Annotated in this window: 27 protein-coding genes and 1 riboswitch; of the genes, 14 read left to right on the top strand and 13 right to left on the bottom strand. The window is 73.8% G+C overall.

Translation table 11 applies throughout. The features are described 5' to 3' along the window. The first annotated feature begins 212 nt into the window (after positions 1 to 212). The 10 genes from RDV89_RS15375 (at position 213) to RDV89_RS15330 (ending at position 9,849) form a co-directional block, all read left to right on the top strand. Positions 213 to 608 (top strand): TOBE domain-containing protein, encoded by a 396-nt coding sequence (locus tag RDV89_RS15375; RefSeq protein WP_315734246.1) that lies wholly within the window; start codon positions 213 to 215, stop codon positions 606 to 608. Between the two features lie 32 nt (positions 609 to 640). Next, positions 641 to 1,399, top strand: coding sequence for a molybdate ABC transporter substrate-binding protein (modA, locus tag RDV89_RS15370; protein WP_315734244.1), 759 nt, complete (start codon positions 641 to 643; stop codon positions 1,397 to 1,399). After that, the gene (locus tag RDV89_RS15365; protein WP_315734242.1) at positions 1,396 to 2,238 is read left to right on the top strand and encodes an ABC transporter permease; all 843 of its coding nucleotides are present in this window, start codon (positions 1,396 to 1,398) and stop codon (positions 2,236 to 2,238) included. Before modA ends, RDV89_RS15365 begins: the two co-directional genes overlap by 4 nt. Next, positions 2,235 to 3,239: an ABC transporter ATP-binding protein gene (locus RDV89_RS15360; protein WP_315734240.1), complete on the top strand. Its 1,005-nt coding sequence runs from the start codon at positions 2,235 to 2,237 to the stop codon at positions 3,237 to 3,239. The genes RDV89_RS15365 and RDV89_RS15360 overlap by 4 nt, the downstream gene beginning before the upstream one ends. 29 nt (positions 3,240 to 3,268) lie before the next feature. Beyond that, positions 3,269 to 4,315, top strand: coding sequence for a class II fructose-bisphosphatase (gene glpX, locus RDV89_RS15355; protein WP_315734238.1), 1,047 nt, complete (start codon positions 3,269 to 3,271; stop codon positions 4,313 to 4,315). A 37-nt stretch (positions 4,316 to 4,352) separates the two neighbouring features. Continuing rightward, a complete protein-coding gene (locus RDV89_RS15350) occupies positions 4,353 to 5,297 on the top strand; it encodes an alpha/beta fold hydrolase (protein WP_315734236.1) in 945 nt (314 codons plus the stop codon). 248 nt (positions 5,298 to 5,545) lie between these two features. Continuing rightward, positions 5,546 to 6,859 carry an extracellular solute-binding protein gene (locus RDV89_RS15345; RefSeq protein WP_315734234.1) on the top strand — a complete coding sequence of 438 codons (1,314 nt, stop codon included), beginning with the start codon at positions 5,546 to 5,548 and terminating at the stop codon, positions 6,857 to 6,859. After that, entirely contained in the window at positions 6,856 to 7,800 is a 945-nt protein-coding gene (locus RDV89_RS15340) for a carbohydrate ABC transporter permease (RefSeq protein ID WP_315734233.1), read from the top strand. The genes RDV89_RS15345 and RDV89_RS15340 overlap by 4 nt, the downstream gene beginning before the upstream one ends. Positions 7,801 to 7,805: 5 nt before the next feature. Further along, positions 7,806 to 8,651: a carbohydrate ABC transporter permease gene (locus tag RDV89_RS15335; RefSeq protein ID WP_315734231.1), complete on the top strand. Its 846-nt coding sequence runs from the start codon at positions 7,806 to 7,808 to the stop codon at positions 8,649 to 8,651. Positions 8,652 to 8,655: 4 nt separating this feature from the next. Further along, complete coding sequence (locus RDV89_RS15330; protein ID WP_315734229.1) at positions 8,656 to 9,849, top strand: ABC transporter ATP-binding protein; 1,194 nt, start codon at positions 8,656 to 8,658, stop codon at positions 9,847 to 9,849. 53 nt (positions 9,850 to 9,902) lie between these two features. Here the strand turns inward: RDV89_RS15330 and RDV89_RS15325 are convergent, their stop codons facing one another. From RDV89_RS15325 to RDV89_RS15290, 8 genes are all read right to left on the bottom strand, one after another. Then, positions 9,903 to 10,559, bottom strand: a complete 657-nt coding sequence (locus RDV89_RS15325) for a DUF1707 SHOCT-like domain-containing protein (protein WP_315734227.1) — start codon at positions 10,557 to 10,559, stop codon at positions 9,903 to 9,905. A gap of 46 nt (positions 10,560 to 10,605) precedes the next feature. Continuing rightward, positions 10,606 to 12,300 carry a phosphomethylpyrimidine synthase ThiC gene (gene thiC / locus RDV89_RS15320; RefSeq protein WP_315734225.1) on the bottom strand — a complete coding sequence of 565 codons (1,695 nt, stop codon included), beginning with the start codon at positions 12,298 to 12,300 and terminating at the stop codon, positions 10,606 to 10,608. Next, a complete protein-coding gene (gene thiD / locus RDV89_RS15315) occupies positions 12,297 to 13,148 on the bottom strand; it encodes a bifunctional hydroxymethylpyrimidine kinase/phosphomethylpyrimidine kinase (protein ID WP_315734223.1) in 852 nt (283 codons plus the stop codon). The genes thiC and thiD overlap by 4 nt, the downstream gene beginning before the upstream one ends. Next, a complete protein-coding gene (locus RDV89_RS15310) occupies positions 13,145 to 13,798 on the bottom strand; it encodes a thiamine phosphate synthase (RefSeq protein ID WP_315734221.1) in 654 nt (217 codons plus the stop codon). Before RDV89_RS15310 ends, thiD begins: the two co-directional genes overlap by 4 nt. After that, positions 13,795 to 14,568 (bottom strand): thiazole synthase, encoded by a 774-nt coding sequence (locus tag RDV89_RS15305; RefSeq protein WP_315734219.1) that lies wholly within the window; start codon positions 14,566 to 14,568, stop codon positions 13,795 to 13,797. Before RDV89_RS15305 ends, RDV89_RS15310 begins: the two co-directional genes overlap by 4 nt. Next, on the bottom strand, positions 14,565 to 14,789 hold the full coding sequence (gene thiS / locus RDV89_RS15300) for a sulfur carrier protein ThiS (RefSeq protein ID WP_315734217.1): 225 nt from the start codon (positions 14,787 to 14,789) through the stop codon (positions 14,565 to 14,567). The genes RDV89_RS15305 and thiS overlap by 4 nt, the downstream gene beginning before the upstream one ends. Then, positions 14,756 to 15,886, bottom strand: a complete 1,131-nt coding sequence (locus tag RDV89_RS15295; RefSeq protein ID WP_315734215.1) for an FAD-dependent oxidoreductase — start codon at positions 15,884 to 15,886, stop codon at positions 14,756 to 14,758. Before RDV89_RS15295 ends, thiS begins: the two co-directional genes overlap by 34 nt. Beyond that, the gene (locus RDV89_RS15290; protein ID WP_315734213.1) at positions 15,883 to 16,518 is read right to left on the bottom strand and encodes a thiamine phosphate synthase; all 636 of its coding nucleotides are present in this window, start codon (positions 16,516 to 16,518) and stop codon (positions 15,883 to 15,885) included. The genes RDV89_RS15295 and RDV89_RS15290 overlap by 4 nt, the downstream gene beginning before the upstream one ends. Next, positions 16,517 to 16,627, bottom strand: a riboswitch (TPP riboswitch). It overlaps the preceding gene by 2 nt. Before the next feature lie 80 nt (positions 16,628 to 16,707). Here RDV89_RS15290 and RDV89_RS15285 point away from each other — a divergent pair. Next, positions 16,708 to 18,435 (top strand): fumarate hydratase, encoded by a 1,728-nt coding sequence (locus RDV89_RS15285; RefSeq protein ID WP_315734211.1) that lies wholly within the window; start codon positions 16,708 to 16,710, stop codon positions 18,433 to 18,435. Positions 18,436 to 18,439: 4 nt separating this feature from the next. Here the strand turns inward: RDV89_RS15285 and RDV89_RS15280 are convergent, their stop codons facing one another. Together RDV89_RS15280 and RDV89_RS15275 are read right to left on the bottom strand one after the other, a co-directional pair. Further along, positions 18,440 to 19,015 (bottom strand): DUF1990 domain-containing protein, encoded by a 576-nt coding sequence (locus RDV89_RS15280; protein ID WP_315734209.1) that lies wholly within the window; start codon positions 19,013 to 19,015, stop codon positions 18,440 to 18,442. A gap of 9 nt (positions 19,016 to 19,024) precedes the next feature. Then, the gene (locus RDV89_RS15275) at positions 19,025 to 19,462 is read right to left on the bottom strand and encodes a DoxX family protein (protein ID WP_315734207.1); all 438 of its coding nucleotides are present in this window, start codon (positions 19,460 to 19,462) and stop codon (positions 19,025 to 19,027) included. A 59-nt stretch (positions 19,463 to 19,521) separates the two neighbouring features. On the opposite strand from RDV89_RS15275, the gene RDV89_RS15270 reads away from it, so the two are divergent. The 3 genes from RDV89_RS15270 (at position 19,522) to RDV89_RS15260 (ending at position 22,170) form a co-directional block, all read left to right on the top strand. Further along, the gene (locus tag RDV89_RS15270) at positions 19,522 to 20,184 is read left to right on the top strand and encodes a spermidine synthase (RefSeq protein ID WP_315734205.1); all 663 of its coding nucleotides are present in this window, start codon (positions 19,522 to 19,524) and stop codon (positions 20,182 to 20,184) included. A gap of 68 nt (positions 20,185 to 20,252) precedes the next feature. Then, on the top strand, positions 20,253 to 20,750 hold the full coding sequence (locus RDV89_RS15265) for a DUF3592 domain-containing protein (RefSeq protein WP_315734203.1): 498 nt from the start codon (positions 20,253 to 20,255) through the stop codon (positions 20,748 to 20,750). Positions 20,751 to 20,766: 16 nt separating this feature from the next. Continuing rightward, positions 20,767 to 22,170: a class II fumarate hydratase gene (locus RDV89_RS15260; protein WP_315734201.1), complete on the top strand. Its 1,404-nt coding sequence runs from the start codon at positions 20,767 to 20,769 to the stop codon at positions 22,168 to 22,170. On the opposite strand, the gene RDV89_RS15255 is transcribed toward RDV89_RS15260, so the two are convergent. From RDV89_RS15255 to RDV89_RS15245, 3 genes are all read right to left on the bottom strand, one after another. After that, positions 22,115 to 24,313 (bottom strand): heavy metal translocating P-type ATPase, encoded by a 2,199-nt coding sequence (locus RDV89_RS15255; protein ID WP_315734199.1) that lies wholly within the window; start codon positions 24,311 to 24,313, stop codon positions 22,115 to 22,117. The genes RDV89_RS15260 and RDV89_RS15255 overlap by 56 nt on opposite strands. Positions 24,314 to 24,317: 4 nt before the next feature. Beyond that, a complete protein-coding gene (locus RDV89_RS15250; protein ID WP_315734197.1) occupies positions 24,318 to 24,596 on the bottom strand; it encodes a DUF1490 family protein in 279 nt (92 codons plus the stop codon). Between the two features lie 113 nt (positions 24,597 to 24,709). Beyond that, a complete protein-coding gene (locus RDV89_RS15245; protein WP_315734195.1) occupies positions 24,710 to 25,402 on the bottom strand; it encodes an aggregation-promoting factor C-terminal-like domain-containing protein in 693 nt (230 codons plus the stop codon). Positions 25,403 to 25,464 lie beyond the last annotated feature (62 nt).

Raw genomic sequence — 25,464 nt, 5'->3', positions numbered from 1 at the left:
ATCCGACGACAGCCCTACACCCGCCCCGCACCACCGGCAGGCCCGCCGACACCACCTCGCCGGGCCTACCGGCACGCCCAGCCCCTGCGCGTACCCCCCCCCCCCCCGACCACTGCCATCAGATCGCGCATCTGCGTCGCACAACATGCCCGACACCCGCGCCTGCGGTATCTCTGTCCGCACTCGCCCGCAGATGCGGCACTATTACGCCCATGGACACGTATCGCGTCGCCGAGGCGGCCACCCTGCTCGGCGTCAGCGACGACACCGTGCGTCGCTGGATCGACCAGGGTCGCCTGAGCGCCCGCAAGGACAGCGGCCGCACGGTCGTCGACGGCCCCGAGCTCGCGGCGTACGCCCGGCAGCTCACCGAGGCGGACCACGCGGCCGACGCGCGCGCCACCTCGGTCAGCGCCCGCAACCGCCTGCCGGGGATCGTCACCCGCGTCGTCGCCGACCGCGTGATGGCGCAGGTGGAGATCGCCTGCGGGCCGTACCGCGTCGTGTCCCTGATGAGCGCCGAGGCGGCCACCGAGCTCGGGCTCGAGCCCGGCGCCCGCGCCGTCGCCTCCGTGAAGTCGACCAGCGTCGTCGTCGAGCGTCCGTGAACCGTCCCGCCCCCAGGAGCACCGTGCCCACCATGCGTACCGCCCGCGCCCTCGTCCCCCTCGCCCTCCTCCTCCCCCTGGCCGCCTGCGGCGGTGGGGAGGACGCCGCCGGCGACGGCGACGAGCTCTCGGGCACCATCACCGTGTCGGCGGCGGCGTCGCTGACCGGGACCTTCACCGAGCTGGCCGAGCAGTTCCAGGACGAGCACCCCGACGTCGAGGTCGAGCTGGTCTTCGACTCCTCCGGCACGCTCGCCGACCAGGCGAACGAGGGAGCGCCCGGCGACGTGCTCGCCACCGCGGACACCGCGTCCATGGAGCGTGCGGTCGACGCCCAGGCCGGGTCGCCGGTCACCTTCGCGACCAACGACCTCGTGCTCGTCGCGCCGATCGACAACCCGGCCGGCATCGCCGACCTCTCGTCGCTGGACGACCCGTCGGTCACCTACGTGATCTGCGTGGAGACGGCGCCCTGCGGCGGCCTGGCGCAGGAGGCCCTCGAGGAGGCCGGCATCACCAACGAGCCCGCGAGCCTCGAGCCCGACGTCAAGGCCACCCTGTCGCGCGTGGTCGCGGACGAGGCCGACGCCGGCCTGGTGTACCGCACCGACGCGCTCGCGGAGGAGGATGCCGTCGTGAGCTTCGACCTGCCGACGCCCCTGGCCACGGAGTACCCGATCACCCGCCTCGACCAGAGCCGGAACCCCGACGCCGCCCAGGCGTTCATCGACCTCGTCCTCTCCGAGGTGGGCAGCTCGGTGTTCTCGGAGGCTGGCTTCGGCACCCCGTGAGCACACGGACCACCATCCGCACGACGAGCCGGTCCGTCCTCGGCCGGCCGCCGGCCCTCCTGTGGGCGCCGGCGGCCGTCGCCGTGGTCTTCCTCGTCCTGCCGCTGACGACGCTGCTGCTCGCCACGCCGTGGGGCACGTTCTGGCGCGACCTGACGGACCCCGACGTGCTCGCGGCGCTGCGTCTCAGCGCCCTGACCTCGGGCGCCACCGTGCTCGTCTGCATCGGGCTCGGAACGCCGCTGGCCTGGGTGCTGGCGCGGGTCCCGTTCCGCGGCCGCGGGCTCGTGCGGGCCCTGGTCACCGTCCCGCTCGTGCTGCCGCCCGTGGTAGCCGGCGTCGCGCTGCTGACCGCGCTGGGGCGCAACGGCGTGGTCGGCGGCCCCCTGCGCGAGCTGACCGGGGTGACCTTCCCGTTCACCACGACCGCGGTGGTCATCGCCCACACGTTCGTCGCCCTCCCGTTCTACGTGATCAGCGTGGAGGGCGCCCTGCGCAGCGCCGGCGAGGCGTACGACGAGGTCGCCGCAGGCCTCGGCGCCACCCGCTGGTACGCCTTCCGCCGCGTCACGCTGCCCCTCGCCCTGCCCGGCGTCGTCGCCGGGGCCGTGCTGGCCTGGGCCCGCTCGCTCGGCGAGTTCGGGGCGACCGTGACCTTCGCCGGCAACTACCCGGGCATCACCCAGACGATGCCGTCGCGGATCTACTCCGTCTACCTCGACGACCCGGAGGCCGCCCGGACGCTCGCGGTGATCCTGCTGCTGGCCTCGGTCGGCGTCCTCGCCCTCCTCCGCAACCGCTGGCTCTCGACCGGTACGGGCCCGGGGGCCGTCGCGTGAGCGGCCTGCGCGCCCGGCTGCACGTGCCCGGCCGGCTCGACGCCGAGGTGCTCGCCGAGACGGGCGACGTGCTCGCCGTGGTCGGCCCCAACGGCGCCGGCAAGACCACCCTGCTGCGCAGCATCGCGGGCCTGCTGCCCGGCAGCGGCGACGTCGAGGTGGCCGGCCGCTCCTGGACGCACCCGCCGCTGCTGCCCCGCGACCGGCGGGTCGGGTACGTCGTGCAGGGCCAGGCCCTGTTCCCCCACCTCAGCGCGCGCGAGAACGTCGCCTTCGGCCTGCGTGCCCGCGGCGCGCCCGCCCGCGAGGCCCGCGCCCGCGCCGAGGCCGAGCTCGAGCGCCTCGGCGTCGGCCACCTCGCGGGACGACGTCCCGGCGCCCTCTCGGGCGGTCAGGCGCAGCGCGTCGCGATCGCCCGCGCGCTCGCCACCGATCCCGACGTGCTCCTGCTCGACGAGCCGTTCGCGGGCCTCGACGTCGGCGTCGCCGCCGCGCTGCGCACGGAGCTGGCCCGCCACCTCGCCGACTTCGCCGGGGTCGCCCTGCTGGTCACCCACGACGCCGTCGACGCGCTCACCCTGGGCACCCGGATGCTGGTGCTGCAGGACGGCCGGGTGGCCCAGAGCGGTACGCCCGTCGAGGTCGCCGCGCGGCCGCGCACGGACCACGTGGCCCGCCTCGTCGGGCTCAACGTCCTGCGCGACGGCGAGTCGCTGATGGCCTTCCGCCCCAGCGCGGTCGTGCTGGCACCGAGCGAGCCCGTCGGGTCGGCCCGCCTGCGCTGGCGGGGTCGCGTCGAGCAGCTGACGCCGCACGGGGACGAGATCCGGGTGCAGGTGCTGACGCCCGACGGGGTCCGCGTGCTGGCCGACGTCACCGCGGCGGCCGCCGCCGAGCTGCGCCTGGCCCCCGACGTGGCGCTCTGGGCGGCGGCCAAGGAGACCGCCGTGACGCGCTACCCGGCGGCCCCGGCTCCCCGGGGGCCGGTCCAGTCCGGCTGAGCGGGGCGACCGGACGCTACGATCCGGCCATGGCGACTGACCCCTCCGTGGTTTCCGACCAGCCCGACCACCTGCGCGTCGAGCCCGAGGCTCCCGACCGCAACCTCGCGCTCGAGCTCGTCCGGGTGACCGAGGCGGCCGCGATGGCGGCCGGCCGCTGGGTCGGGCGGGGTGACAAGAACGGCGCCGACGGCGTGGCGGTCAACGCGATGCGGGTGATGATCTCCAGCGTCGGGATGAACGGCACCGTCGTGATCGGCGAGGGCGAGAAGGACGACGCCCCGATGCTGTTCAACGGCGAGCAGGTCGGCAACGGCACGGGCCCCGAGTGCGACGTCGCGGTCGACCCGATCGACGGCACGACGCTGACCGCCAAGGGCATGTCGAACGCGATCGCCGTGCTCGCGGTCGCGCCGCGGGGCTCCATGTACGACCCGTCGGCCGTCTTCTACATGGAGAAGCTCGTCACCGGGCCCGACGCCGCCGACGTGGTCGACATCCGGCTGCCGGTCGCCGAGAACATCGCCCGCGTGGCCAAGGCCAAGAAGTCGGCCGCCGAGGACGTCACCGTCGTGCTGCTCGACCGCCCGCGCCACGAGCAGATCGCCTCCGAGATCCGCGCGACCGGGGCCCGGATCAGGTTCATCACCGACGGCGACGTCGCCGGCGCCATCGCGGCCGCGCGCGTCGGCTCGGGCGTCGACCTGCTGCTCGGCGTCGGCGGCACCCCCGAGGGCATCATCACCGCCTGCGCGATCAAGTGCCTCGGCGGCACGATCCAGGGCCGGCTGTGGCCGACCTCCGACGAGGAGCGCCAGCGCGCCGTCGACGCCGGCCACGACCTCGACCCCGACAACGTGCTGACGACCGACCAGCTCGTCACGGGCGACGACTGCTTCTTCGTCGCCACCGGCATCACCGACGGCGACCTGATGAAGGGCGTGCGCTACCACGGCGGCGGCGCCGTGACGGACTCCCTGGTGATGCGCTCGCGCAGCGGCACCATCCGCCAGGTCAGCTCGGAGCACCGGATCGACAAGCTGCAGGCGTACTCGGCCATCGACTTCGAGCGCTGAGCCCGCGCGTGGGGGCGGCGTGGTCATAATCGGGCGCATGTCCGAGACCGACGCCGCCGGCACGCCGTCCGACCTCGCCGCGGTGCGCCGCTCCGAGGAGCTGTTCGCCCCGGTGCGGGCCGACCTCGAGCTCTGCTACCAGACGTACGGCGACGCCGCCGACCCCACGATCCTGCTCGTCATGGGGCTCGGCGGGCACATGACGTGGTGGCCCGACGGGCTGTGCCGCCGCCTCGCGGCGGCCGGCTACCACGTCGTGCGCTACGACAACCGTGACGTCGGCCGCTCCTCGCGGGTGCGCGAGCGGATGTCGAAGACGACGGTCGTGCAGGCCTTCCTCGGCCGGCCGGTCCGCACGCCGTACACGATGAGCGACCTCGCCGAGGACGGCGTGCTGCTGCTCGACCACCTCGGCGTGGACGCGGCGCACGTCGCCGGCGTGTCGATGGGCGGCATGATCGTGCAGACGATGGCGCTCGAGCACCCCGACCGCGTCCGCTCGATGACCTCGGTCATGTCGACCACGGGCAACCGACGCGTCGGGTGGCAGCACCCGCGGCTGCTGCCGACGCTGATCGCGCCGCGACGCCCGGACCTGGCGGCCTACATCGAGAACACGCTGCGGATGGCGCGCCTGATCGGGTCGCCGAAGTACGCCGAGAGCCCCGAGGCGATCCGGGCCCGCGCCGAGGAGACCCATTCCCGCGGGGTCAGCGGCGCCGGCATCCTGCGCCAGATGGGCGCCATCCTGACCCAGCCGGACCGGACGAAGGCCCTCGGCGCGCTGACGATCCCCGTGGCCGTGCTGCACGGCCGGCAGGACCGGATGGTGCACGTCTCCGGCGGCCGCGCGACGGCCGCCGCGGTGCCCGGTGCGCAGCTGACCGTCGTCGACGGCATGGGCCACGACCTGCCCACCGCGCTGCTCGACACCTACGCCGCCACGATCCTCGGCGCGGCCCGGCGCGCGGAGGCTCCCTGATCCGGGTTTGACCGCCTGACCTCGGGGTACAGGCGCTGGGCCTTCACGACGTCGGGGGCGCGGACCGCCGGATACTCCGGGGGTCCTGCGCGCGCCGCCGGCTCCATCGTTAGAGACGTACGTCACACTGAGCACGTTCGATAGCAGGTCGACGAAGGGTCCACACCGAATTCGCTGGTGCTGGACAAAGTCACGGCGAGGGGTCTAGACCTTAGGGCCCTACAACTCGATGGGGAGGAGTGGCGCACATGCGCGGGCCACGACGGGGTCTGTGGAGGCCCCTCGGCGTCGCCGCAACGATCGTGCTGGCAGCGAGCACCTTGAGTGCCTGCAGCGAGTCCGGCAAACCGACGCTGAACTGGTACATCAACCCCGACGGACAGGACACGTTGACGTCGCTCGCGGAGCAGTGCTCCACGGACGAGTACGACATCGCGATCCAGCTGCTCCCGACCGGAGCCACCGACCAGCGCACGCAGCTGGCACGCCGTCTGGCGGCGAACGACTCGACCACCGACCTGATGAGCCTCGACCCGGTCTTCGTGCCGGAGTTCGCGAACGCCGACTGGCTCCTCGAGTTCGAGGGCGACGCCGCGGACGCCGTGGTCGACGACGACGTGCTCGCCGGACCGGCCGACACGGTCCAGTGGGAGGACAAGATCTACGCCGCTCCGCAGTGGGCGAACACGCAGGTGCTGTGGTACCGCGAGTCGCTCGCCGAGGCGGCGGGCATCTCCGACGCCCTGCAGGAGGGCACCGCGACCTGGTCGCAGGTGATCGACGCCGCAGCGCAGAACGACGGCACCGTGGGCGTCCAGGCCGACCGCTACGAGGCGTACATGGTCTGGATCAACGCCCTGGTCCAGGGCGCCGGCGGCGACATCGTGAGCGACACGGAGGCCGGGGTCGACGCCCAGGTCGACATCGACTCCGACGCCGGTCGTGCGGCCGCCGAGGTGGTCGCCCAGCTCGCCGGCTCCCCCGCCGCCCAGTCGGACCTGTCCGTGTCGCGCGAGGGCACCTCGCTCGGCGCGATGTTCCCCGACGGCGGCGCCGGCGAGTTCATGACGAACTGGACGTTCGTCTACAAGAACTACGAGCCGAACGACACCAACGGCTTCACCGACGAGCAGTTCGCCGACCTCGCCTGGGCGCGCTACCCGCGCACCGTCGAGGGCGAGGAGTCGAAGCCCCCGGTCGGCGGCATCGACATCGGTGTCGGCGCGTACACGGAGCACCCGGAGTACGCCCTCGAGGCCGCGCAGTGCGTCACCACGCCGGAGGCCCAGCTCGCGCTCGCGGTCAACGACGGCCTGATGCCCGCCCGGTCCTCGGTCTACGAGGAGCAGGAGCTGGTGGACGCCTACGACCCGACGCTGCTGACGCTGTTCCGCGAGAGCATCGAGGACGGCGGGCCGCGTCCGAAGAGCGCGTTCTACAACCAGATCTCGGGGTCGGTGCAGAGCACGTGGCACCCGCCGGCGGACGTGGACCCGGAGCGCACCCCGGAGCGCTCGGCCAACTTCATCCGTGACGTCCTCGGCGGAAAGGCGCTGCTGTGAGCACCACGACGGCGCCCGCGGGCGCACCCGCCTCCCGCAAGGACAAGGCGAAGGCCAGCGACCGCGCGGTCGCGGAGAACCGGCTCGGGCTCAAGCTCGTCCTGCCGGCCCTCGTGGTCATGCTGTTCGTCACCGCGTTCCCGATGCTGCAGGCCCTGTGGCTGTCCCTGTCGAACTACGCCCTGACCGCGCCGGACGACCGGTCGTTCGTGGGCGCGCAGAACTACGTCACCGCCCTGACGGACCCGCTGTTCTGGCGCACGATGCTGGTGACCGTGGCGATCATGGTCGTCACCGTGTTCTTCGAGCTGGTGATCGGCTTCGTGTTCGCCCTGGTGATGCACCGGGTGATCTTCGCCCGCGGCATCATCCGGACCTCGATCCTGATCCCCTACGGCATCATCACCGTGGTCTCCGGCTTCGCCTGGCAGTTCGCGTTCAGCGGCACCAACGGCTTCGTCAACGCGTGGCTGCCGTTCGTGGAGGACAACTTCAACTGGTTCGGCGAGCAGTTCCCGGCCCTGGTCGCGATCTGCGTCTCCGAGATCTGGAAGACGACGCCCTTCATGTCGCTGCTGCTCCTCGCGGGTCTCGCGCAGGTCAGTGAGGACATGGTCGAGGCGGCGAAGGTCGACGGCGCCACGTGGTGGCAGCGGCTGTGGCGGGTGATCCTGCCGAACATGCGGGCCGCGATCATGGTCGCGATCCTGTTCCGCGCGCTCGACGCCTTCCGCATCTTCGACAACATCTTCGTCATGACCAACGGCGCGGTGAACACCGAGTCGGTCTCGTTCCTCACCTACCGACAGGTGATCGAGCAGTTCCAGATCGGCATGGGATCGGCGCTCTCGGTGCTGCTGTTCCTGTCGGTCCTCATCATCGCGTTCGGCATCGTCAAGCTGTTCCGCGTCGACCTGGCCCAGGCCCGAGGAGAGGGGTGACAACGATGGGGAACACACCGCTGCGCAAGATCGGCGTCGTCGTCGGCGCCGCCCTGATCCTGATCTGGTGCCTGCTGCCGGTCGCGTGGATCATCTCGCTGTCGTTCAAGTCGCAGGACGCCATCACCAACGGCTCGCCGGGGTTCTTCCCGGCCGAGGGCGGCTTCGCCGGCTGGGACAACTACGTCGCCGCCTGGGACAACGAGCAGTTCCGCCGCGCGATCTTCAACTCGATCGGCATCTCGCTGATCGCGACCCTGCTCTCGGTCATCGTGGCCACGCTGGCGGCGTACGCCATCGCGCGCCTCGAGTTCAAGGGCAAGAAGCTCGTGCTGTCGACGGCGCTGGCCATCGCCATGTTCCCGGTGGTCTCGCTGGTCGGCCCGCTGTTCGACATGTGGCGTGCCGTCGGGCTCTACGACACCTGGCCCGGCCTGATCATCCCGTACATGTCCTTCACGCTGCCGCTGGCGATCTGGACCCTGTCCGCCTTCTTCCGGGAGATCCCGTGGGAGATGGAGCAGGCCGCCCAGGTCGACGGCGCGACGTCGTGGCAGGCGTTCCGCAAGGTGATCGTGCCGCTGGCGGCGCCCGGCGTCTTCACGGCCGCGATCCTGACGTTCTTCTTCGCGTGGAACGACTTCGTCTTCGGCATCTCGCTGACGTCGACGGAGGCCGCCCGCCCGATCCCGGCGTCGCTGTCGTTCTTCGTCGGCAGCGACCCGTTCAACCGGCCGGCGTCGCTGCTGGCCGCCGGAGCCGTCATCGCGACGGTCCCGATCATCGTCATCGTGCTGTTGTTCCAGCGCAAGATCGTCGCCGGTCTCACCTCCGGCGCAGTGAAGGGATGAGCTCGTGGCCGGCATTCAGATGAACAACATCGTCAAGAAGTACGGTGACGGCTTCCCCGCCGTCAACGACGTCTCGATCGACATCGCGGACGGCGAGTTCGTGATCCTCGTGGGGCCGTCGGGATGCGGGAAGTCGACGCTGCTGCGCATGATCGTGGGCCTGGAGGACATCACCTCCGGCGACATGATGATCGGGGACAAGCGGGTCAACGACCTCGCTCCGCGCGACCGCAACCTCGCCATGGTGTTCCAGAACTACGCGCTCTACCCGCACCTCAGCGTCTACGAGAACATCGCGTTCCCGCTCCGGCTGGCCGGCGCCTCCGACTCGGAGGTCGACCAGAAGGTGCGCGACGCGTCGAAGACGCTCGAGCTGGACGAGCACCTGGAGCGCAAGCCCGGCAACCTGTCGGGTGGTCAGCGCCAGCGCGTCGCCATGGGTCGCGCCATCGTGCGCGACGCCGACGCGTTCCTCTTCGACGAGCCGCTGTCGAACCTCGACGCGAAGCTGCGCGGGCAGATGCGCACCGAGATCGCGCGGCTGCAGAAGAAGCTGGGCATCACCACGGTCTACGTCACCCACGACCAGACCGAGGCGATGACCCTGGGCGACCGGGTCGCGGTGCTCAAGCGCGGCGTGCTCCAGCAGCTCGCCACCCCGCGCGAGCTCTACGAGAACCCGGGCAACCTCTTCGTCGCCGGCTTCATCGGCTCGCCGCCGATGAACTTCCTGCCGGCGGAGGTCGACGGGACCTCGGTGAAGCTGCCGTTCGGCACGGTCCAGATCCCCGCGGAGAAGGCGGAGAAGGCCGCGGGCAAGGGGCTGCTGATCGCCGGCATCCGGCCGGAGGCGTTCGAGGACGCCGCGCTCGTCGACGCCTCGAAGGTGGCCGACGGCTCGACGTTCCGCGCCAAGGTCGAGGTCGTCGAGTGGCTGGGCAACGAGACGTACGCCTACCTGCCGTTCGAGGCCCCGCCGGAGGTCCAGAAGCAGCTCGCGCAGCTGGAGAAGGACCTCGACGGCGACTCGCTGCGCACGCAGCTGGTCATCACCCTCGACGGCGCCAGCCGCGTCAGCGAGGGCGACGAGGCCGAGATCTGGGTGGACACGTCGAAGCTGCACCTGTTCGACCCCGCCTCGGGCGAGAACCTGACGGTCGACCGCGCCCACGCGGGCCGGATCGTCGGCGACGCCTGACGGCGACGACGCACCGACGACGGCCGCGTCGTCACCGGGAGCGGCTCAGGGGCTCAGCCCTTGAGCCGCTTCCGCTTCTTCTCCCCCGGCATCGGCTTGCGGGTCACGGTGACGCCGCCCATGAAGGCGACGCCCTTGACCCGCACGGTCGGCGAGCTCGCGTCGAGCTCGGGGTCGACCTTGTCGCGGCTCTGCTCGAAGCCGCCCATGATCCCGATGCCGTCGACGACCACGTTCGTCCACGCGTTCACCGTGATGTCGATGCCACCCATGATCGTGTTCGCCTGGATGACCACCTCGGGCGCGCCGAAGCGCGCCTCGCGCAGGTCGATCTCGGCGCCGCCCATCAGCGTGAAGACGGAGTGGGAGTCGCCGACCTCCCAGACGCCCTTGCGCACGACGCCGCTCATCACCGCGACGCTCGTCGGGTGGTGCGGCGCGAACGGCACGGGCCCGCCGGGGCCCTTGGCGAACGAGACCGGCGAGGGCGCCGGCGGCGGCATGACGAGACCGCCGGGGCGCGGCGCCTCCCCCGGCAGGTCGGCGAGGATCGGCACGAGGTCGGCGTACACCTTCGCGCCGTACGTCGCCTCGAGGCGCTCGTCCAGCTCGTCGGGCTCGAGGCGTCCCTCCCCCGCGGCGTCCCGGAGCAGCTCGGCCACCTGGTGGCGGTCGGCGTCGGAGATGCGCAGCTGTGCCGGTTCCGTCATGAGAGTCAGCCTATGCCCGCCGACGGGCCCGACGTACTGACGGACGTCACGACCTCGGCGCTTCGCTCTCGACGTACACGGTGCCGCCGAGCTCGACGAACTCCGCGGCCTTGCGCCGCATGCCCTCCTCGGCGCCGAAGCGTTCCCGGACGTCCTGGCTGATCCGCATGCTGCAGAACTTGGGGCCGCACATGGAGCAGAAGTGGGCCGTGCGCGCCGCGGGCGCCGGAAGGGTCTCGTCGTGGAACGCCTGGGCCGTGACCGGGTCGAGGGACAGCGCGAACTGGTCGTCCCACCGGAACTCGAAGCGCGCCCGGCTGAGCGCGTCGTCCCAGTCGCGCGCCCGGGGGTGACCCTTCGCGACGTCGGCGGCGTGCGCGGCGAGCTTGTAGGTCACGACGCCGGTCTTCACGTCGTCGCGGTCGGGCAGCCCGAGGTGCTCCTTCGGCGTGACGTAGCAGAGCATCGCCGTGCCGTGCTGGGCGATGGTGGCAGCGCCGATCGCCGAGGTGATGTGGTCGTAGCCCGGCGCGACGTCGGTGGCGAGGGGACCGAGGGTGTAGAACGGCGCGCCGTCGCACCACTCCTGCTGGAGCCGGACGTTCTCCTCGACGAGGTCCAGCGGCACGTGGCCGGGCCCCTCCACCATCACCTGCACGTCGTGCTCCCAGGCCCGCCGCGTCAGCTCGGCCAGGGTCCGCAGCTCGGCCAGCTGGGCCTCGTCGTTGGCGTCGGCCAGCGAGCCCGGGCGCAGGCCGTCGCCCAGGCTGAACGAGACGTCGTAGGCGGCGAAGATCTCGCACAGCTCGTCGAAGTGCGTGTAGAGGAAGTTCTCCTCGTGGTGGGCCAGGCACCACCCGGCCATGATCGAGCCACCGCGCGAGACGATGCCCGTGACGCGCGCCGCGGTCAGCGGCACGTGGCGCAGCAGCACCCCGGCGTGGACCGTCATGTAGTCGACACCCTGCTCGCACTGCTCGACGACCGTGTCGCGGTAGACCTCCCACGAGAGCCGGTCGGCCTCCCCGTCGACCTTCTCCAGCGCCTGGTAGACCGGCACCGTCCCGATCGGCACGGGCGAGTTGCGCAGGATCCACTCACGGGTGGTGTGGATGTCGTCGCCGGTCGAGAGGTCCATGACCGTGTCGGCGCCCCAGGTGACCGCCCAGGTCAGCTTCTCGACCTCCTCGGCCACCGACGAGGTGACCGCGGAGTTGCCGATGTTGGCGTTGACCTTCACCAGGAAGCGGCGGCCGATCACCATCGGCTCCGCCTCGGGGTGGTTCACGTTGAGCGGGATGATCGCCCGGCCGGCCGCCAGCTCGCTGCGCACCAGCTCGACGTCGCAGCCCTCGCGGGCGGCGGCGTAGCGCATCTCGGGCGTCACGAGGCCGCGCCGGGCGTACGCCATCTGCGTCACTGCACGCCCCTCGCTCGCGCGGCGCGGCCGGCGTGCCGTGCCGCGCCACGCGGCGCTGGCGGCGCCGCGACGCAGGGCGGCGCGACCGTCGTCGAGGAGGGCCGTGGGGCGCCCGTCGTACGCCGCGGTGTCGCCGCGCGCGTCGAGCCAGGGCGTGCGCAGCGCCGGGAGACCGACCTCCGGGTCGGAGCCGGGGCCGGTGGTGCAGTAGCGGTCGAAGGTCTCGCCGTTCGTGAGGGCGACCCGCGTCACGGGCACGCGGAGGTCGTCGGGACCGGCCGGGACGAGCACGCGGGAGTGGGCGGGGTGGACGGGGTTCATCGGTCTCCTCCTGGGTGGGTGGGGGCGGACGTGTGCGCGACGGGACCGCGGCCGGCGCCGAGGCGCCAGGCGCGGGACCGCTCGAGGCGGGCGGCGGTGTACGACGCGGCGTCCTCGACCGCGGCGACGAGGTCGGCCGGGTCGTGGTGGCCGGGGCGGGCGGGTCCCCCGGCGAGGCGCGCCGCGAGGGCCGCGGCGAACGTGCAGCCCGAGCCGTGGTCGTTGCGGGTGTCGACCCACGGGTGGACGGCACGCGTCGCCGGCCGGCCGGGGACCGCGACGTGGTCGATGCACCGGTCGGGGGCCGCCCCCGGGGCGGGCCCGCCGGTGAGGACGACCGCGCAGCCCCGGTCGGCGAGGTCGGCCGCGAGCAGCGCCGGCGGCGTCGCGTCGCTGGGGTCGAGGCCGAGCAGAGCGCGGGCCTCGTCGAGGTTCGGGGTGACGACGGAGGCGTGCGGGAGCAGGTCGCGGTAGGCCGCGGCCACGTCCCGGTCCCCCAGCACCGCCCCGGAGGTCGCGACGAGGACGGGATCGACGACCAGCGGCCGTCCCGGCCGCGCCGCGAGCCGCTCCGCGACGAGCCGCACGGCGCCCGGTGAGCCCAGCATGCCGGTCTTGACCGCGGCGACGGGGAGGTCGCCGAGGACGGCGTCGACCTGCGCCGCGAGGAACGCGAGGGGCGGCACGTGCACCGCGCGCACCGCCGTCGTGTCCTGCGCGGTGAGCGCCGAGACCGCCAGCGCGCCGTGGTGGCCGTGGTCGGCGAAGGTCGCGAGGTCGGCCGCCACCCCCGCCGCGCCCCCGGAGTCGGTGCCCGCCACGGTGAGGGCGACCAGCGGCGTGCTCACCGCGCCCCCTCGACGGCGCGCAGGAGGGCACGGACGGTCGCGGCCGGGTCCGCGGCGCGCATCACCGCGCCCATCACCGCCACGCCGTCGGCGCCGGCCCGGACCGCGGCCGCCGCGGAACCGGGCTCGACCCCGCCGAGCGCGAGGACCCGGGTCGGCGAGCCGGCGCAGGCGCGGGCGGCCCCGGCGTACGCCTGCGGCGGGAGGGGCGGGCCGTGGCCCGGTTTGCTGGCGGTGGCGGCGAAGGGCGAGAGGGTCACGTAGGCCGCGCCGGCCGCGACCGCGGCACGCACCTCGGCGGGGTCGTGGCAGGACCGCCCGTGCGGGCCCCCGCCGTCGGGGACGGACTGGTGGGCGGCGAGGTGCACCCCGTGGGCCCCGGGGAGGAGGGTCCGGGCGCTGAGCACGTGGAGGGCGGGCGCTGCGCGTCCCGGGTCTGCGCGCCCGGGCGTCTCGAGCAGCCGGGCGACGAGCGCGGTGCGGTCGACGTCCGACAGGTCGAGCTCGCGGACCACCACCGTGCGCAGGCCGGCGACGACGCACGCGCGCACGGTCCGGACCAGGTCGCGGCCCGGGCGCAGCTGCGACCGGTCCGTCAGCAGCACGACGTCGGTGCTCGGCACGGGCGAGCCGTCGGGACCGCTGCTCACGTGCCCACCCGGCCCGTCAGCGGGCTGGAGGGGCGGGCGACCCCGCGACGCGGGATCCGGCCGGCGCCGGCGGCGAGGTGCCCCGCCTCCACGGCGAGGCGCAGGGCACGGGCCATCGCGACGGGCTCCGCGGCCCGCGTCACCGCGCTGGCGGCGAGCACGGCGTCGCAGCCGAGCTCGAGCGCCAGCGCGGCGTCGCTCGCGGTGCCGACCCCGGCGTCGAGGACGACGGGCACCTGCCCGGCCACGGTGGCGACCAGGCCCTCGATCGCGTGCGGGTCGAGGACGCCGAGGCCCGAGCCGATGGGCGACCCCAGCGGCATCACCGCCACGCACCCGGTGTCGACGAGGCGGCGGGCGACGCCGGGGTCCGCGGTGGTGTACGGGAGCACCGAGAAGCCGGCGCGGACCAGCGTGTCGGCAGCGTCGAGCAGCTCCACGACGTCCGGCAGCTGGGTGCGGTCGTCGAGGACCACCTCCAGCTTCACGAGGTCGGTGCCGAGCGCCTCGCGGGCGAGCTCGGCGGTGAGCACCGCCTCCCGGGCGGAGCGGCACCCCGCCGTGTTCGGGAGCAGCACCTCGCCGCGGGCGCGCAGAGTCGAGAGGAGCCCCCCGGACCCGGTGCCCGATGCGCGCCGCATGCTGACGGTCACCAGGCCGGGGCGGGCGGCGTCGAGCACCGGGCCGAGCAGGTCGGGTCGCGGGAGCCCGCCCGTGCCGAGCAGGAGGCGGGAGCGCAGCGGGACGCCGCCCAGGACCAGTCCGCTCATCCGCCCTGCACCGCCGTCACGACCTCGACCACGGCGCCGTCGCGCAGGGCCGTGGTGGCGTGGTCGGCGCGCGGCACGACGATGCCGTCGACGGCCACCGCGCAGCCCTGCAGGTCGCCGGACCGGGGGTCCAGGAAGGCGTCGAGGAAGTCCTCGACGAGGCCGGCGACGGTGGTGGCCGCCGTGGTCACGGGCGCTCCGTTGAGGACGAGGTCGGGCACGGGGTCGCTCCTTCGGTCGGTGGGCGGAGCCGGGCGGGGTCGAGGGCGGGCTCGACCCGCCCCGTCTCCAGGTGGTCGGCGACGAGCGCCGCGGTCAGCGGCGCGAGCAGGACGCCGTGGCGGAAGTGGCCCGCGGCGAGGACGACGCGGGGTGCGGGTGCCACGTCGGTCGCCGGCGCTGCGCCCACGAGCGGGAGGTGGTCGGGCGTCGCCGGACGGTCCCGGGCACAGGCCTCGACCAGCTCGGCGCGCTCGACGGCCGGCCACATCGCCCGGGCGGCGTCCAGCAGCCGGCCGACGCCGCCGACCGTCACGACCGGGGGCGCGTCGTGCTCCTCGCTGGTCGCGCCGACGACCACCTCGACGCCCGTGGTCGCTCCCGGACCGGGGGTCGTGCCCGACGCGGCGGCGGCCCGTGGCACGAGGTAGACGGGCTCGCCACGCACCCACCCCCGCACGACGCGACCGGGCGGGTCGTCGCTGCGCACGCGGAGGATCTCGCCGCGGACCCCGCGCACCAGCTGGTCGTAGGGCGCCGGGAGCCGCGCCCCGGTCGCCAGCACGACGACGTCGGCGGTCGGTGGACCGGCGGGGACCTGGGGCAGCACGGGCACGCGCTCGCGCAGGGCGGTCACGACGGCACGCGGGTCGACGGCGTGGTCGTCGGCGAGCAGCGCTCCGCCGGCGACCCGGCCGAGACCCGGCTCGGCGTCACGCACGGCGCGCGCGTCGAGGACGTCGACGCCCCGTCCCAACGAGCCGAGCACGGCGGCCTGCCTCTCGACCTCCTGCAGGTCGCCGTGGTCCAGACCGACGAGCAGCGTCCCGGTGGTGCGCAGCGGCACCCCGAGCCTGCGGGCGTACGCCGGCCACAGCCGCGCGCCGCGCACCCCGAGGTCGAGCAGCGCGCCCTCGCCCCACCCGACCTCGCAGGCGGGGGTCAGCATCCCGGCGGCGGCGTGCGACGCACCCGAGCCGGGGGCGGGGTCGACGACCGTCACGTCGTGGCCGCGACGCAGCAGCTCCTCGGCCACCGCGAGGCCGACAATGCCGGCGCCCCGGACGAGGACGCGCAGACCCGTGCGTGCCACCGTCATGCCAGCGCGGCGAGCAGCTCCTCCGCGGCGGCCACGGGGTCCGGCGGGCGCCAGACCGCACCGATGACGGCGACCCCGTGCGCGCCGGCCGCCACGACCTCGGCGGCCGTGCCGGCGTCGATCCCCCCGATCGCGAGCAGCGGCAGCAGCCCGCTCGCCCGCGTCACGGCGGCGACGCCCAGCGGCTCGGGGAGCCCGGTCTTCGAGGTGGTCGGGTGCACGGGCCCGAAGCCGGCGTAGTCAGCGCCCGCCTCCAGGGCGCGCGCCACGGCGTCCCGGTCGCGGCACGTCGCACCGACGAGGAGGTCGTCCCGTCCGCTCGCGTCGGCGATCCGACGCGCGTCGTCGACCGCGAGGTCGTCCGCGCCGAGGTGGACCCCGTCGGCGCCGGTGGCCAGGGCGACGTCGAGCCGGTCGTCGACGGTGACGCACGCGCCGTGCGGGCGCACCGCCGCGAGGGCGAGGCGCGTCAGCGCGACGAGCTCACGGGTGGTGGCGGCCTTGGCCCGCACCTGGAAGCCGTCGACGCCGGCTCGGGCGAGGTCCTCGAGGCGGGAGAGGTCGTCGGCGGGGCCGACCAGGAGGGTCAGACGCGGCACTCCGGCGGCCGCGTCGCTGCGAACAGCAGACACGAGATGCGCTCCTCACTTCCTGCGCCGGCATGACCCGGATCAGGTTCGACGGTCGGAGCGGCATCAGCCCCATCTCAGCCCACTGCCGTGGACTCCCGTGGTGGATGCCGAGGACCGTAGCACGCACGCCCCCCAGGGAAGGCAAGCCTTAGCGCAGCCCCCCGGTCGGGCAGGTCTAGCGTGACGCCCGTGACCACCGCAGCGACCCCCGCCGGGGCAGGTCCGGGCGACCTCGGCGACGACTTCCGCTACTCCGACCTACTGCCGATCGGGCCCGACACGACGCCGTACCGGCTCGTGACGACCGAGGGCGTCTCGACGTTCGAGGCCGGCGGCCGCACGTTCCTCCAGGTCGAGCCGGAGGCGATCCGACGCCTGACCGCCGAGGCGATGCACGACATCTCGCACTTCCTGCGCCCCGCGCACCTCGCGCAGCTGCGGCGGATCATCGACGACCCCGAGGCCAGCGGCAACGACCGCTTCGTGGCGCTCGACCTGCTGAAGAACGTCAACATCTCGGCCGGCGGCGTGCTGCCCATGTGCCAGGACACCGGCACGGCGATCGTGATGGGCAAGAAGTCCGAGGGCGTCCTGACCGGGGCCGACGACGGTGAGTCGATCAGCGCGGGCGTCTACGACGCGTACACGCAGCTCAACCTGCGCTACTCGCAGCTGGCGCCGCTGACGACCTACGAGGAGAAGAACACCGGCACCAACCTGCCGGCGCAGATCGAGATCTACTCGACGCCGCAGACCTCGGGCAAGCCGGAGTACAAGTTCCTCTTCATGGCCAAGGGCGGCGGCTCGGCCAACAAGTCGTTCTTGTTCCAGGAGACGAAGGCGATCCTCAACCCGAAGCGCCTGCTGGAGTTCCTCGACGAGAAGATCCGCTCGCTCGGCACGGCGGCGTGCCCGCCCTACCACCTCGCCGTGGTGATCGGCGGCACCAGCGCGGAGTTCGCGCTCAAGACCGCGAAGTACGCCTCCGCCCACTACCTCGACGAGCTGCCGACCGAGGGCTCGATGAGCGCCCACGGCTTCCGTGACCTCGAGCTGGAGGAGGAGGTCTTCAAGCTGACGCAGGGCTTCGGGATCGGCGCCCAGTTCGGCGGCAAGTACTTCTGCCACGACGTGCGCGTCGTGCGGCTGCCGCGCCACGGCGCCTCGTGCCCGGTCGCCATCGCGGTCTCCTGCTCTGCCGACCGACAGGCCCTCGGCAAGATCACGCCCGAGGGCGTCTTCCTCGAGCAGCTCGAGACCGACCCGGCGCAGTACATGCCCGACGCCGGCACGGCCGAGGACATCGAGGGCGGCGAGGTCGTCGCCGTCGACCTGAACCGGCCGATGGGCGAGATCCTCGCCCAGCTCTCCCAGCACCCGGTCAAGACGCGCCTCTCGCTCACCGGCCCGCTCATCGTGGCGCGTGACATCGCGCACGCCAAGATCCAGGAGCGCCTCGACGCGGGCGAGGAGATGCCCGACTACCTCAAGGACCACCCGGTCTACTACGCCGGGCCGGCCAAGACGCCTGACGGCATGGCCTCCGGCTCCTTCGGGCCGACGACCGCGGGCCGGATGGACTCCTACGTGAAGTCCTTCCAGGCCGCCGGCGGCTCCATGGTCATGCTCGCCAAGGGCAACCGCTCGAAGCAGGTCACCGAGGCCTGCGAGACGCACGGCGGCTTCTACCTCGGCTCGATCGGCGGCCCCGCCGCCCGTCTGGCGCTCGACTGCATCCGCAGCCAGGAGATCGTCGAGTACCCCGAGCTGGGCATGGAGGCGGTGTGGAAGATCGAGGTCGAGGACTTCCCGGCCTTCATCGTGGTCGACGACAAGGGCAACGACTTCTTCACCGACCCGTCGGGTGCCGTGACCGTGCCGCTGTCGGGGATCCGGGTGCGCTCGCGCGAGAAGTGAGGCGCTAGACCTCGCCCCGGACCTCGAGCGAGCGCAGGTAGCGCTCGACGACCCGCTGCTGGACGTACGCCGTCACCGGGCCGCCGAGGCGAGCCCACCGGGTGGCGGGGCGCGAGAACGCGCTCACCCGGAAGCGGACCACGCCGTCGTCGGCCAGGGTGAGGACGAACGCCTCCTCCCCCGCCTCGGGGTGCCCGGGCAGGGTGCCGTAGGCGAAGCCGGCCCGCCGCTCGTCGTCGACGACCGCGACCACGCGCGTCGGCGCGGCGACCGCGAGCCGGCCGCCGAGCAGGCGGGCGGCCCCGAGGTGGACGACCGCGACGGTACCGACCCGCAGCGCCGGGCCGTCCGCGAGGACCCGCAGGCCCGAGCGTCGCTGCACCTGCCAGTCGTCGAGCGCCGCACGGGCGGCCGCGAACGCCTCCGCGCCGTGGCCGACGACCCGCGCGCGGTGCAGGGAGGCGTACCCCTCCACGTCGGGCGCGCCCTCCAGGCTCCGTCCGACGAGCGACGCGTCGTAGGTCAGTCCGCGCAGCCGCAGGACGGCGGCACGGTCGGTCGGCAGCTCGTCGGACGACATGCGTCGAGCCTAGGCACGCCCCCGGTCGGCGAGCAGCGCGTCGAGCGAGAACCGGCCGGCCCCGACGGCGCCGACGAGCAGCGCGCCCAGGCCGATCACGGCGACCAGCTCCCAGCCGCCCTCGGCGGCCAGGACGGTGGTGCCCCGGTGGGCGAACCAGAAGGCACCGGCCATCACGGACGCGACCAGCACGGCCACGACGGGCGTCAGCAGACCGAGGACGAGGAGCAGACCGCCGCCGATCTCGACGGCCGCGGCGAAGGTGGCGGCCGGTCCGGCCGCGGGCACGCCCATGGCGTCGAACCCCTGGCCGGTGGCCTCGAGACCGTCGGTGCGGACCTTCTGCCAGCCGTGGGCGACGAGGACGACGCCGAGCCCGATCCGGGCCGCCACGAGCGCGAGGTCGCGCAGCAGGGGCGGGGCGGGCAGCACGAGACGACGAAGCACGGGAACCTCCGAGTAGGTTGACGTTTCAAGCGCCGACGCTACCCGTACGCTCAACCCCCGTGGAGCAGACCGGGACCGTCGCCAGCGCCACGTCGGAGCGGGGCGAGGTGGTGCTGCGTCGTCGCGACGACGGCGCCCACGAGCTGCGCGTCAACGGCGTCTTCGTGATGGACACGCTCGAGACGACCAGCGAGCGCCTCCTGGCCGAGGCGGCGCTGGCGGGGTGCTCCTCGCCCCGCCGGGTCCTCGTCGGCGGTCTCGGCCTGGGGTTCACCGCCCACGCCGTCCTCGCCGACCCCCGCGTCGAGCAGGTCGACGTCGTGGAGATCGAGCCCGCGGTCGTCGCCTGGATGCGCGACGGCACCGTGCCCCACGGTCCGGCGTACCTGGCCGACGAGCGGCTGCGCGTCGTCGAGGCCGACGCCGCGGTGGCGATCGAGGAGGCCGCGGACGAGGCGTACGACCTCGTGCTCCTCGACGTCGACAACGGTCCCGCGAACCTGGTGCACGGCCCGAACGCCGCGCTCTACACCGCTCCCGCCCTGGAGGCGGTACGCCGTGTGCTCGCGCCGGGCGGGACGGTGGTGGTGTGGTCCGCGGCCCGCTCGGACGACCTCGACGCGGCGCTGCGCGAGGTGTTCGGGACGGCCGGGAGCCGCGAGGTCGCCGTGCCCGACCACGGCCGGGTCGGGTCGTACTGGCTGCACCTGGCCTCCCGGTGAGGGCCCGACGGGGCGAGCGGTCGGTCCGGCCGGCCGCGCGGGTGCGCGCGGCGGGCACCCTGCGCTCGATGGGGTTCTGGGCAGCGACCCTGGCCTGCCTCGGCCTCGTGGTGGCGCTGTTCGGGATGGGGGTGGGCGTCGTGCTCCACGACGACCTCCGCGCGCACCTGACCGGGCGTACCCACGAGGTCGTCGCCACCGTCGACGAGCGCGTCGACGGCCCGACCCGCTGCGGGCGCCGCAGCGTGGGCGTGCGACGGCACTACGACGTCACGTGGACCGCCGACGGGGCCGTGCAGGAGGGCCGCTACTCCAGCTGCCGCGGCCTGCTGCGGCCCGGCACCGAGCTGACGGTCTGGGTGCCCGACGACGGCGAGCACGCCGTCCTGGTCGACGGGCGCGTGCGGGTGCGCACCGACCCGCCCTGGGACACCTACCGATGGGCGGTGTGGCTGCCTGCCGGCCTCGGCGCGCTCGGCGCGCTGGCGGGGTTCCTGCGCCGCAGGGACCGCGACGTGCCCCACCTCGTGGACGAGGCGGCCGGAGGATCCGCGCCACCGCGGTAAGGGTAGCCTCACGAGCATGACTGCTCCCGAGGTCGACAGCACAGAGTTCCGCACCGAGCACGACTCGATGGGCGAGGTGAAGGTCCCCCGCGACGCCCTCTGGCGCGCGCAGACCCAGCGGGCGATCGAGAACTTCCCCATCTCCGGCACGACGCTCGAGCGCCGCCACGTCCAGGCGCTCGCGCTGGTCAAGGCGGCCGCGGCCCGGGTCAACACCGACCTCGGCGTGATCAGCGCCGAGCAGGGCGCGGCCATCGCGGACGCCTGCGCCACGATCGCCTCCGGCGAGGTCGACGAGCACTTCCCCCTCGACGTCTTCCAGACCGGGTCGGGCACGAGCTCCAACATGAACACCAACGAGGTCGTCGCGTCGCTCGCCGACCGCGCCGGCGTGACCGTGCACCCCAACGACCACGTGAACGCGAGCCAGTCCAGCAACGACGTGTTCCCGACCTCGATCCACGTGGCGGCCACGCTCGCGGTCGTCGAGGACCTCGTGCCGGCCCTCGGGGTCCTGGCGACGTCGCTGGAGGCCAAGGCGCGCGAGTTCGCCGGGCTGGTGAAGTCGGGCCGCACGCACCTCATGGACGCCACGCCCGTGATGCTCGGCCAGGAGCTGGGCGGGTACGCGGCCACCGTGCGCTACGGCGTCGAGCGGCTCGAGGCCGTGCTGCCCCGGGTCCGCGAGCTGCCGCTGGGCGGCACCGCGGTCGGCACGGGCATCAACACGCCCGCCGGCTTCGCGGCCGCCGCCATCGCCGGCCTCGCCGAGGCGACGGGTCAGCCGTTCACCGAGGCCCGCGACCACTTCGAGGCGCAGGGCACCCGCGACTCGCTCGTGGAGCTGTCCGGGGCGCTGCGCACCATCGCGGTCGGTCTGACCAAGATCTGCAACGACCTGCGCTGGATGAGCTCGGGCCCCACGACCGGGCTGGCCGAGATCCACCTGCCCGACCTGCAGCCGGGCAGCTCGATCATGCCGGGCAAGGTGAACCCCGTGCTGCCCGAGGCCACCCTCATGGTCTGCGCGCAGGTGATCGGCAACGACGCCGCGATGACGGTCGCCGGGCTGTCCGGCAACTTCGAGCTCAACGTGATGCTGCCGGTGATGGGCCGCAACGTGCTCGAGTCGGTGCGGCTCCTGTCGACCAGCTCGGTGCTGCTCGCGGAGCGCTGCGTCGACGGGATCACGGCCGACGCGGAGCGGATGCGCCGCTACGCCGCGTCCTCGCCGTCGGTGGTCACGCCGCTGAACAAGTACATCGGCTACGAGAACGCGGCCAAGGTCGCGAAGAAGGCGCTCGCCGACGGCGCGACCATCCGCGAGACGGTCGTGGCGATGGGCTACGTGGAGCGGGGCGAGGTCACCGAGGAGCAGCTCGACGCGGCGCTCGACCTGGAGTCGATGACCCACCCGTGAGCGGTTCGACGCGGTAGCGGGTCACCCGCGAGGAGTTGGCCACGACCGCGATCGACGACGCGTTGTGCAGCACCGCCGCGAGCACCGGCGAGAGGCCACCGCCGGCGCTGACGGCCAGGCCGACCGCGTTCACGGCGATCGACATGCCGTAGTTCTGCCGGATGACGCCGACGGCTCGACGCGACAGGTCGCGCAGGTCGAGCAGACGGTGCAGGTCGTCACCCACGAGGGCGACCTGCGCCGTCTCCAGCGCGACGTCGGTGCCGCCGAGACCCATCGCGACCCCGACGTCGGCCAGGGCCAGCGCCGGGGCGTCGTTCGTGCCGTCGCCCACCATCGCGACCGTGTAGCCCTCGGCGCGCAGCGCCGCCACCACGTCCTGCTTCTCCTCCGGCAGCACCTGGGCGCGCCACTCGACGATCCCCAGCTCGGCCGCCACCGCGGCCGCCGTCGCGGGGTGGTCGCCGGTCAGCATCACGATGCGCTCGACGCCGTCGGCCCGCAGTGCCGCCACCACCGCGCGCGCCTCGGGGCGCACGGTGTCGCGCAGGCTCACCAGACCGGTCAGCCGCCCGTTGACCGCGAGCAGGAGCGGGGTCTCGGCCTCGTCCTGCAGCTGGCGGACCCAGCCGGCGGCGTGCTCCCCCACGCGTACGCCCTCGCGCTCCAGCAGCGCCTCGTTGCCCAGCAGCAGCGTCCGGCCGTCCGCGCGCGTGCGCATCCCCAGACCCAGCAGCACCTCGCACTCCTCGTGCGGCGGGATCGCGATGTGGCGCTCCTCGGTCGAGCGCACGACGGCCTGGGCCAGCGGGTGCCGCGAGTGGATCTCGGACGTCGCCACGTAGGCGAGCACCTGCTCGGGCTCCCAGTCGTCGACGAAGGAGACGACGTTGGTGACCACCGGGCGTCCCACGGTCAGGGTGCCCGTCTTGTCGAAGACGACCGCGTCCACGCGGGCCGCCGCCTCGAGGTGCGACCCGCCCTTGACGAGGATGCCGCGGCGCGCGCCGTTGCCGATCGCCGCACTGATCGCCGTCGGCGTGGCCAGGCCCACCGCGCACGGGCAGGCGACCAGCAGCATCGTCATCGCCCGTCGGACGTCGCGCGTGACGAGGAAGGTGAGACCCGCCAGTGCGAAGGACGCGGGCACGAAGCGGCGCGAGAAGCCCTCCCCGACCGTCTGGATCGGCGCCCGGTCCTCCTGGGCGGCCTCGACGCGCGTGATGATCCGTCCGATGGCGGTGTCGCGACCCACCGCGGCGGCGCGCACCACGACACGACCCTTCATCAGCACGCTGCCGGCGTGGACCACCGCACCGGCCGCGACCGCCACGGGCAGGGTCTCGCCGGTGATCGCGGACTGGTCGAGCACTCCCTCGCCCTCGAGGACCACCCCGTCGACCGGGACCGCGACGTGCTCGTGGACGACCACCTCGTCGCCGACCTCGAGCGTGTCGATGTCGACGAGGGTCTCGGTGCCGTCCGCCGCCCGCACCCACGCGTCCGCCTGCGTGCCGCTGAGCAGGTCGCGGATGGCGTTGCGGGTGCGTCGCAGGGTCAGGTCCTGCAGGTACTCCCCGATGTTGAGCAGCCACAGCACGGTCAGCGCGACCACGTTCTCCCGCAGCACCAGGCTCGCGAGCGTGGCGGCGGAGACCAGGGCGTCGGTGCCGGCCGCGCGGTCGCCGCGCAGGCTCCGCAGGCCCCCGCGCAGGAAGGGGTAGCCGGTGAAGATGGTGACCGCGGTGGCGAACGTGCGCGACGTCGGCCCGAGGACCGGCGGGCGCCGGACCACGTAGCGGCGGCCGCCGAGCAGCAGCAGGGCGAGGCCGCCGACGACCATGCGTGTCAGGTCGCCGTCGGAGATCTCCGCCGAGCGGGGGCGACGGGCGGGAACCGCGTCGGCCGGCGTGTCGACACCCGTCCGGACCGCCCGGCGGACCGCGTCGAGGTCGCACCGGCCCGGACGGAACCAGACCACGACCGCTCCCGTGCGGGGGAAGGCGTGCACCGCGCGCACCCCGGGCACCGCGTCGACCGCGTTCTCCACCGCGACGGCTCGCGCGTCGCAGCGGCGCAGTGCCGGGACGGCGTAGCGCACGCGCCCCGCGGCCGCGGCCAGCGCGACCTGGCGGACCGTCACCGGCTCAGTGCTCGTGGTCGTGGCCGCCGAGGTCGGCGCCGGGCGGCGGCACCTGCTCCCCCACGCGCTCGCGGGCCTCGGCGACGATGTCGCCGGTCGCGAGACGGACGCGCTCGGCGCCGGCCTCCAGCCGGCGCTTGCCGCGCAGGCCCAGGGCCACCGTCCCGACGGCGCCCTCGCGCACGGCGCCGGAGTCGGCCGCCTTCTTCACCCCGTCCCAGGCGGCGGCACCGACCAGACCGGTGACGAGCGTGGATCCGACCTTGCCCAGCAGAGCGAACATCCTGCACCTCCGTGTCGTGACCTCGGGCCAGCATAACGAGAAGCGTTCTCAACTCGCATGAGCGGGCCCGTCCGGGGCACCACGACGCGGCGGGACCACCGACGCGGCGAGGCTCAGTACCAGTTGTTGGCCTGGCTGTGCGCCCAGGCCGAGCAGGGGGTGCCGTAGCGGTCCTCGATGTAGCCGAGTCCCCAGCGGATCTGGGTGACCGGGTTGGTCTCCCAGTCGTCGCCGGCCGAGGCCATCTTCGACCCGGGGAGCGACTGCGGGATGCCGTAGGCCGACGAGGTCGGGTTGTCGGCGTCGACCTGCCAGTTCGACTCCTTGGTCCACAGCGAGTCCAGGCAGCTCCACTGGTCCTGGCCGAAGCCGAACTCGGTCAGGAGCATCCGGCCGACGTCGCGCGGGTCGAGGTCGGAGGCGTCCTCGCTCGCCGCGAGCGCAGGACCGGACTCGGTCGACAGGGCGACGACCTTGGTGGGGTCCGTCTCCGCACGGGAGTCGGAGCGCGACGTCGTCTCGCCGCCGCGGTCGGCCACGAGCTCGTCGACCCGGGCGGCGGAGCCGTCGGCCTGCGCCGCAGCGGTGTCCGCGACGGAGCCCGACGCCAGCTGCGCGGCGCCCGCCTCGTCGGCCACGCTGCCGCTGAGCACCCCGCCGCCGACGACGGCACCCGTCGTCGCGGCGGCCACCGACGTCATCACGACGGTGGTGCGCAGGGCCTTCGCGGGGTCGACCGGGAGGACGGCGCGGCCGGGGGCGCGGTGCTTGGCGCGACGGTGCTTCGGCTGGGGCTTCTTCGACAAGGCTCGGTCTGCTCGCTTCGGGATCGGGGGTAGACCGCAGGCCAGGGTGCCGGACCTCGCGG

This window comes from Nocardioides imazamoxiresistens, from assembly GCF_032378595.1.
Classification (GTDB): Bacteria; Actinomycetota; Actinomycetes; order Propionibacteriales; family Nocardioidaceae; genus Nocardioides; species Nocardioides imazamoxiresistens.
Note: the sequence above shows the minus strand (reverse complement) of the source record. Positions and strands in the feature narration are given on the sequence as shown.

Coding starts and splice junctions, on each gene's coding strand:
- RDV89_RS15350 (WP_315734236.1), top strand. CDS start 4,353: ATGTCCGAGACCGACGCCGCCGGCACGCCGTCCGACCTCGCCGCGGTG.
- glpX (WP_315734238.1), top strand. CDS start 3,269: ATGGCGACTGACCCCTCCGTGGTTTCCGACCAGCCCGACCACCTGCGC.
- RDV89_RS15305 (WP_315734219.1), bottom strand. CDS start 14,568: ATGAGCGGACTGGTCCTGGGCGGCGTCCCGCTGCGCTCCCGCCTCCTG.
- modA (WP_315734244.1), top strand. CDS start 641: ATGCGTACCGCCCGCGCCCTCGTCCCCCTCGCCCTCCTCCTCCCCCTG.
- RDV89_RS15375 (WP_315734246.1), top strand. CDS start 213: ATGGACACGTATCGCGTCGCCGAGGCGGCCACCCTGCTCGGCGTCAGC.
- RDV89_RS15260 (WP_315734201.1), top strand. CDS start 20,767: ATGACTGCTCCCGAGGTCGACAGCACAGAGTTCCGCACCGAGCACGAC.
- thiC (WP_315734225.1), bottom strand. CDS start 12,300: ATGAACCCCGTCCACCCCGCCCACTCCCGCGTGCTCGTCCCGGCCGGT.
- RDV89_RS15250 (WP_315734197.1), bottom strand. CDS start 24,596: ATGTTCGCTCTGCTGGGCAAGGTCGGATCCACGCTCGTCACCGGTCTG.
- RDV89_RS15265 (WP_315734203.1), top strand. CDS start 20,253: ATGGGGTTCTGGGCAGCGACCCTGGCCTGCCTCGGCCTCGTGGTGGCG.
- RDV89_RS15345 (WP_315734234.1), top strand. CDS start 5,546: ATGCGCGGGCCACGACGGGGTCTGTGGAGGCCCCTCGGCGTCGCCGCA.
- RDV89_RS15335 (WP_315734231.1), top strand. CDS start 7,806: ATGGGGAACACACCGCTGCGCAAGATCGGCGTCGTCGTCGGCGCCGCC.
- RDV89_RS15325 (WP_315734227.1), bottom strand. CDS start 10,559: ATGACGGAACCGGCACAGCTGCGCATCTCCGACGCCGACCGCCACCAG.
- RDV89_RS15280 (WP_315734209.1), bottom strand. CDS start 19,015: ATGTCGTCCGACGAGCTGCCGACCGACCGTGCCGCCGTCCTGCGGCTG.
- RDV89_RS15295 (WP_315734215.1), bottom strand. CDS start 15,886: ATGACGGTGGCACGCACGGGTCTGCGCGTCCTCGTCCGGGGCGCCGGC.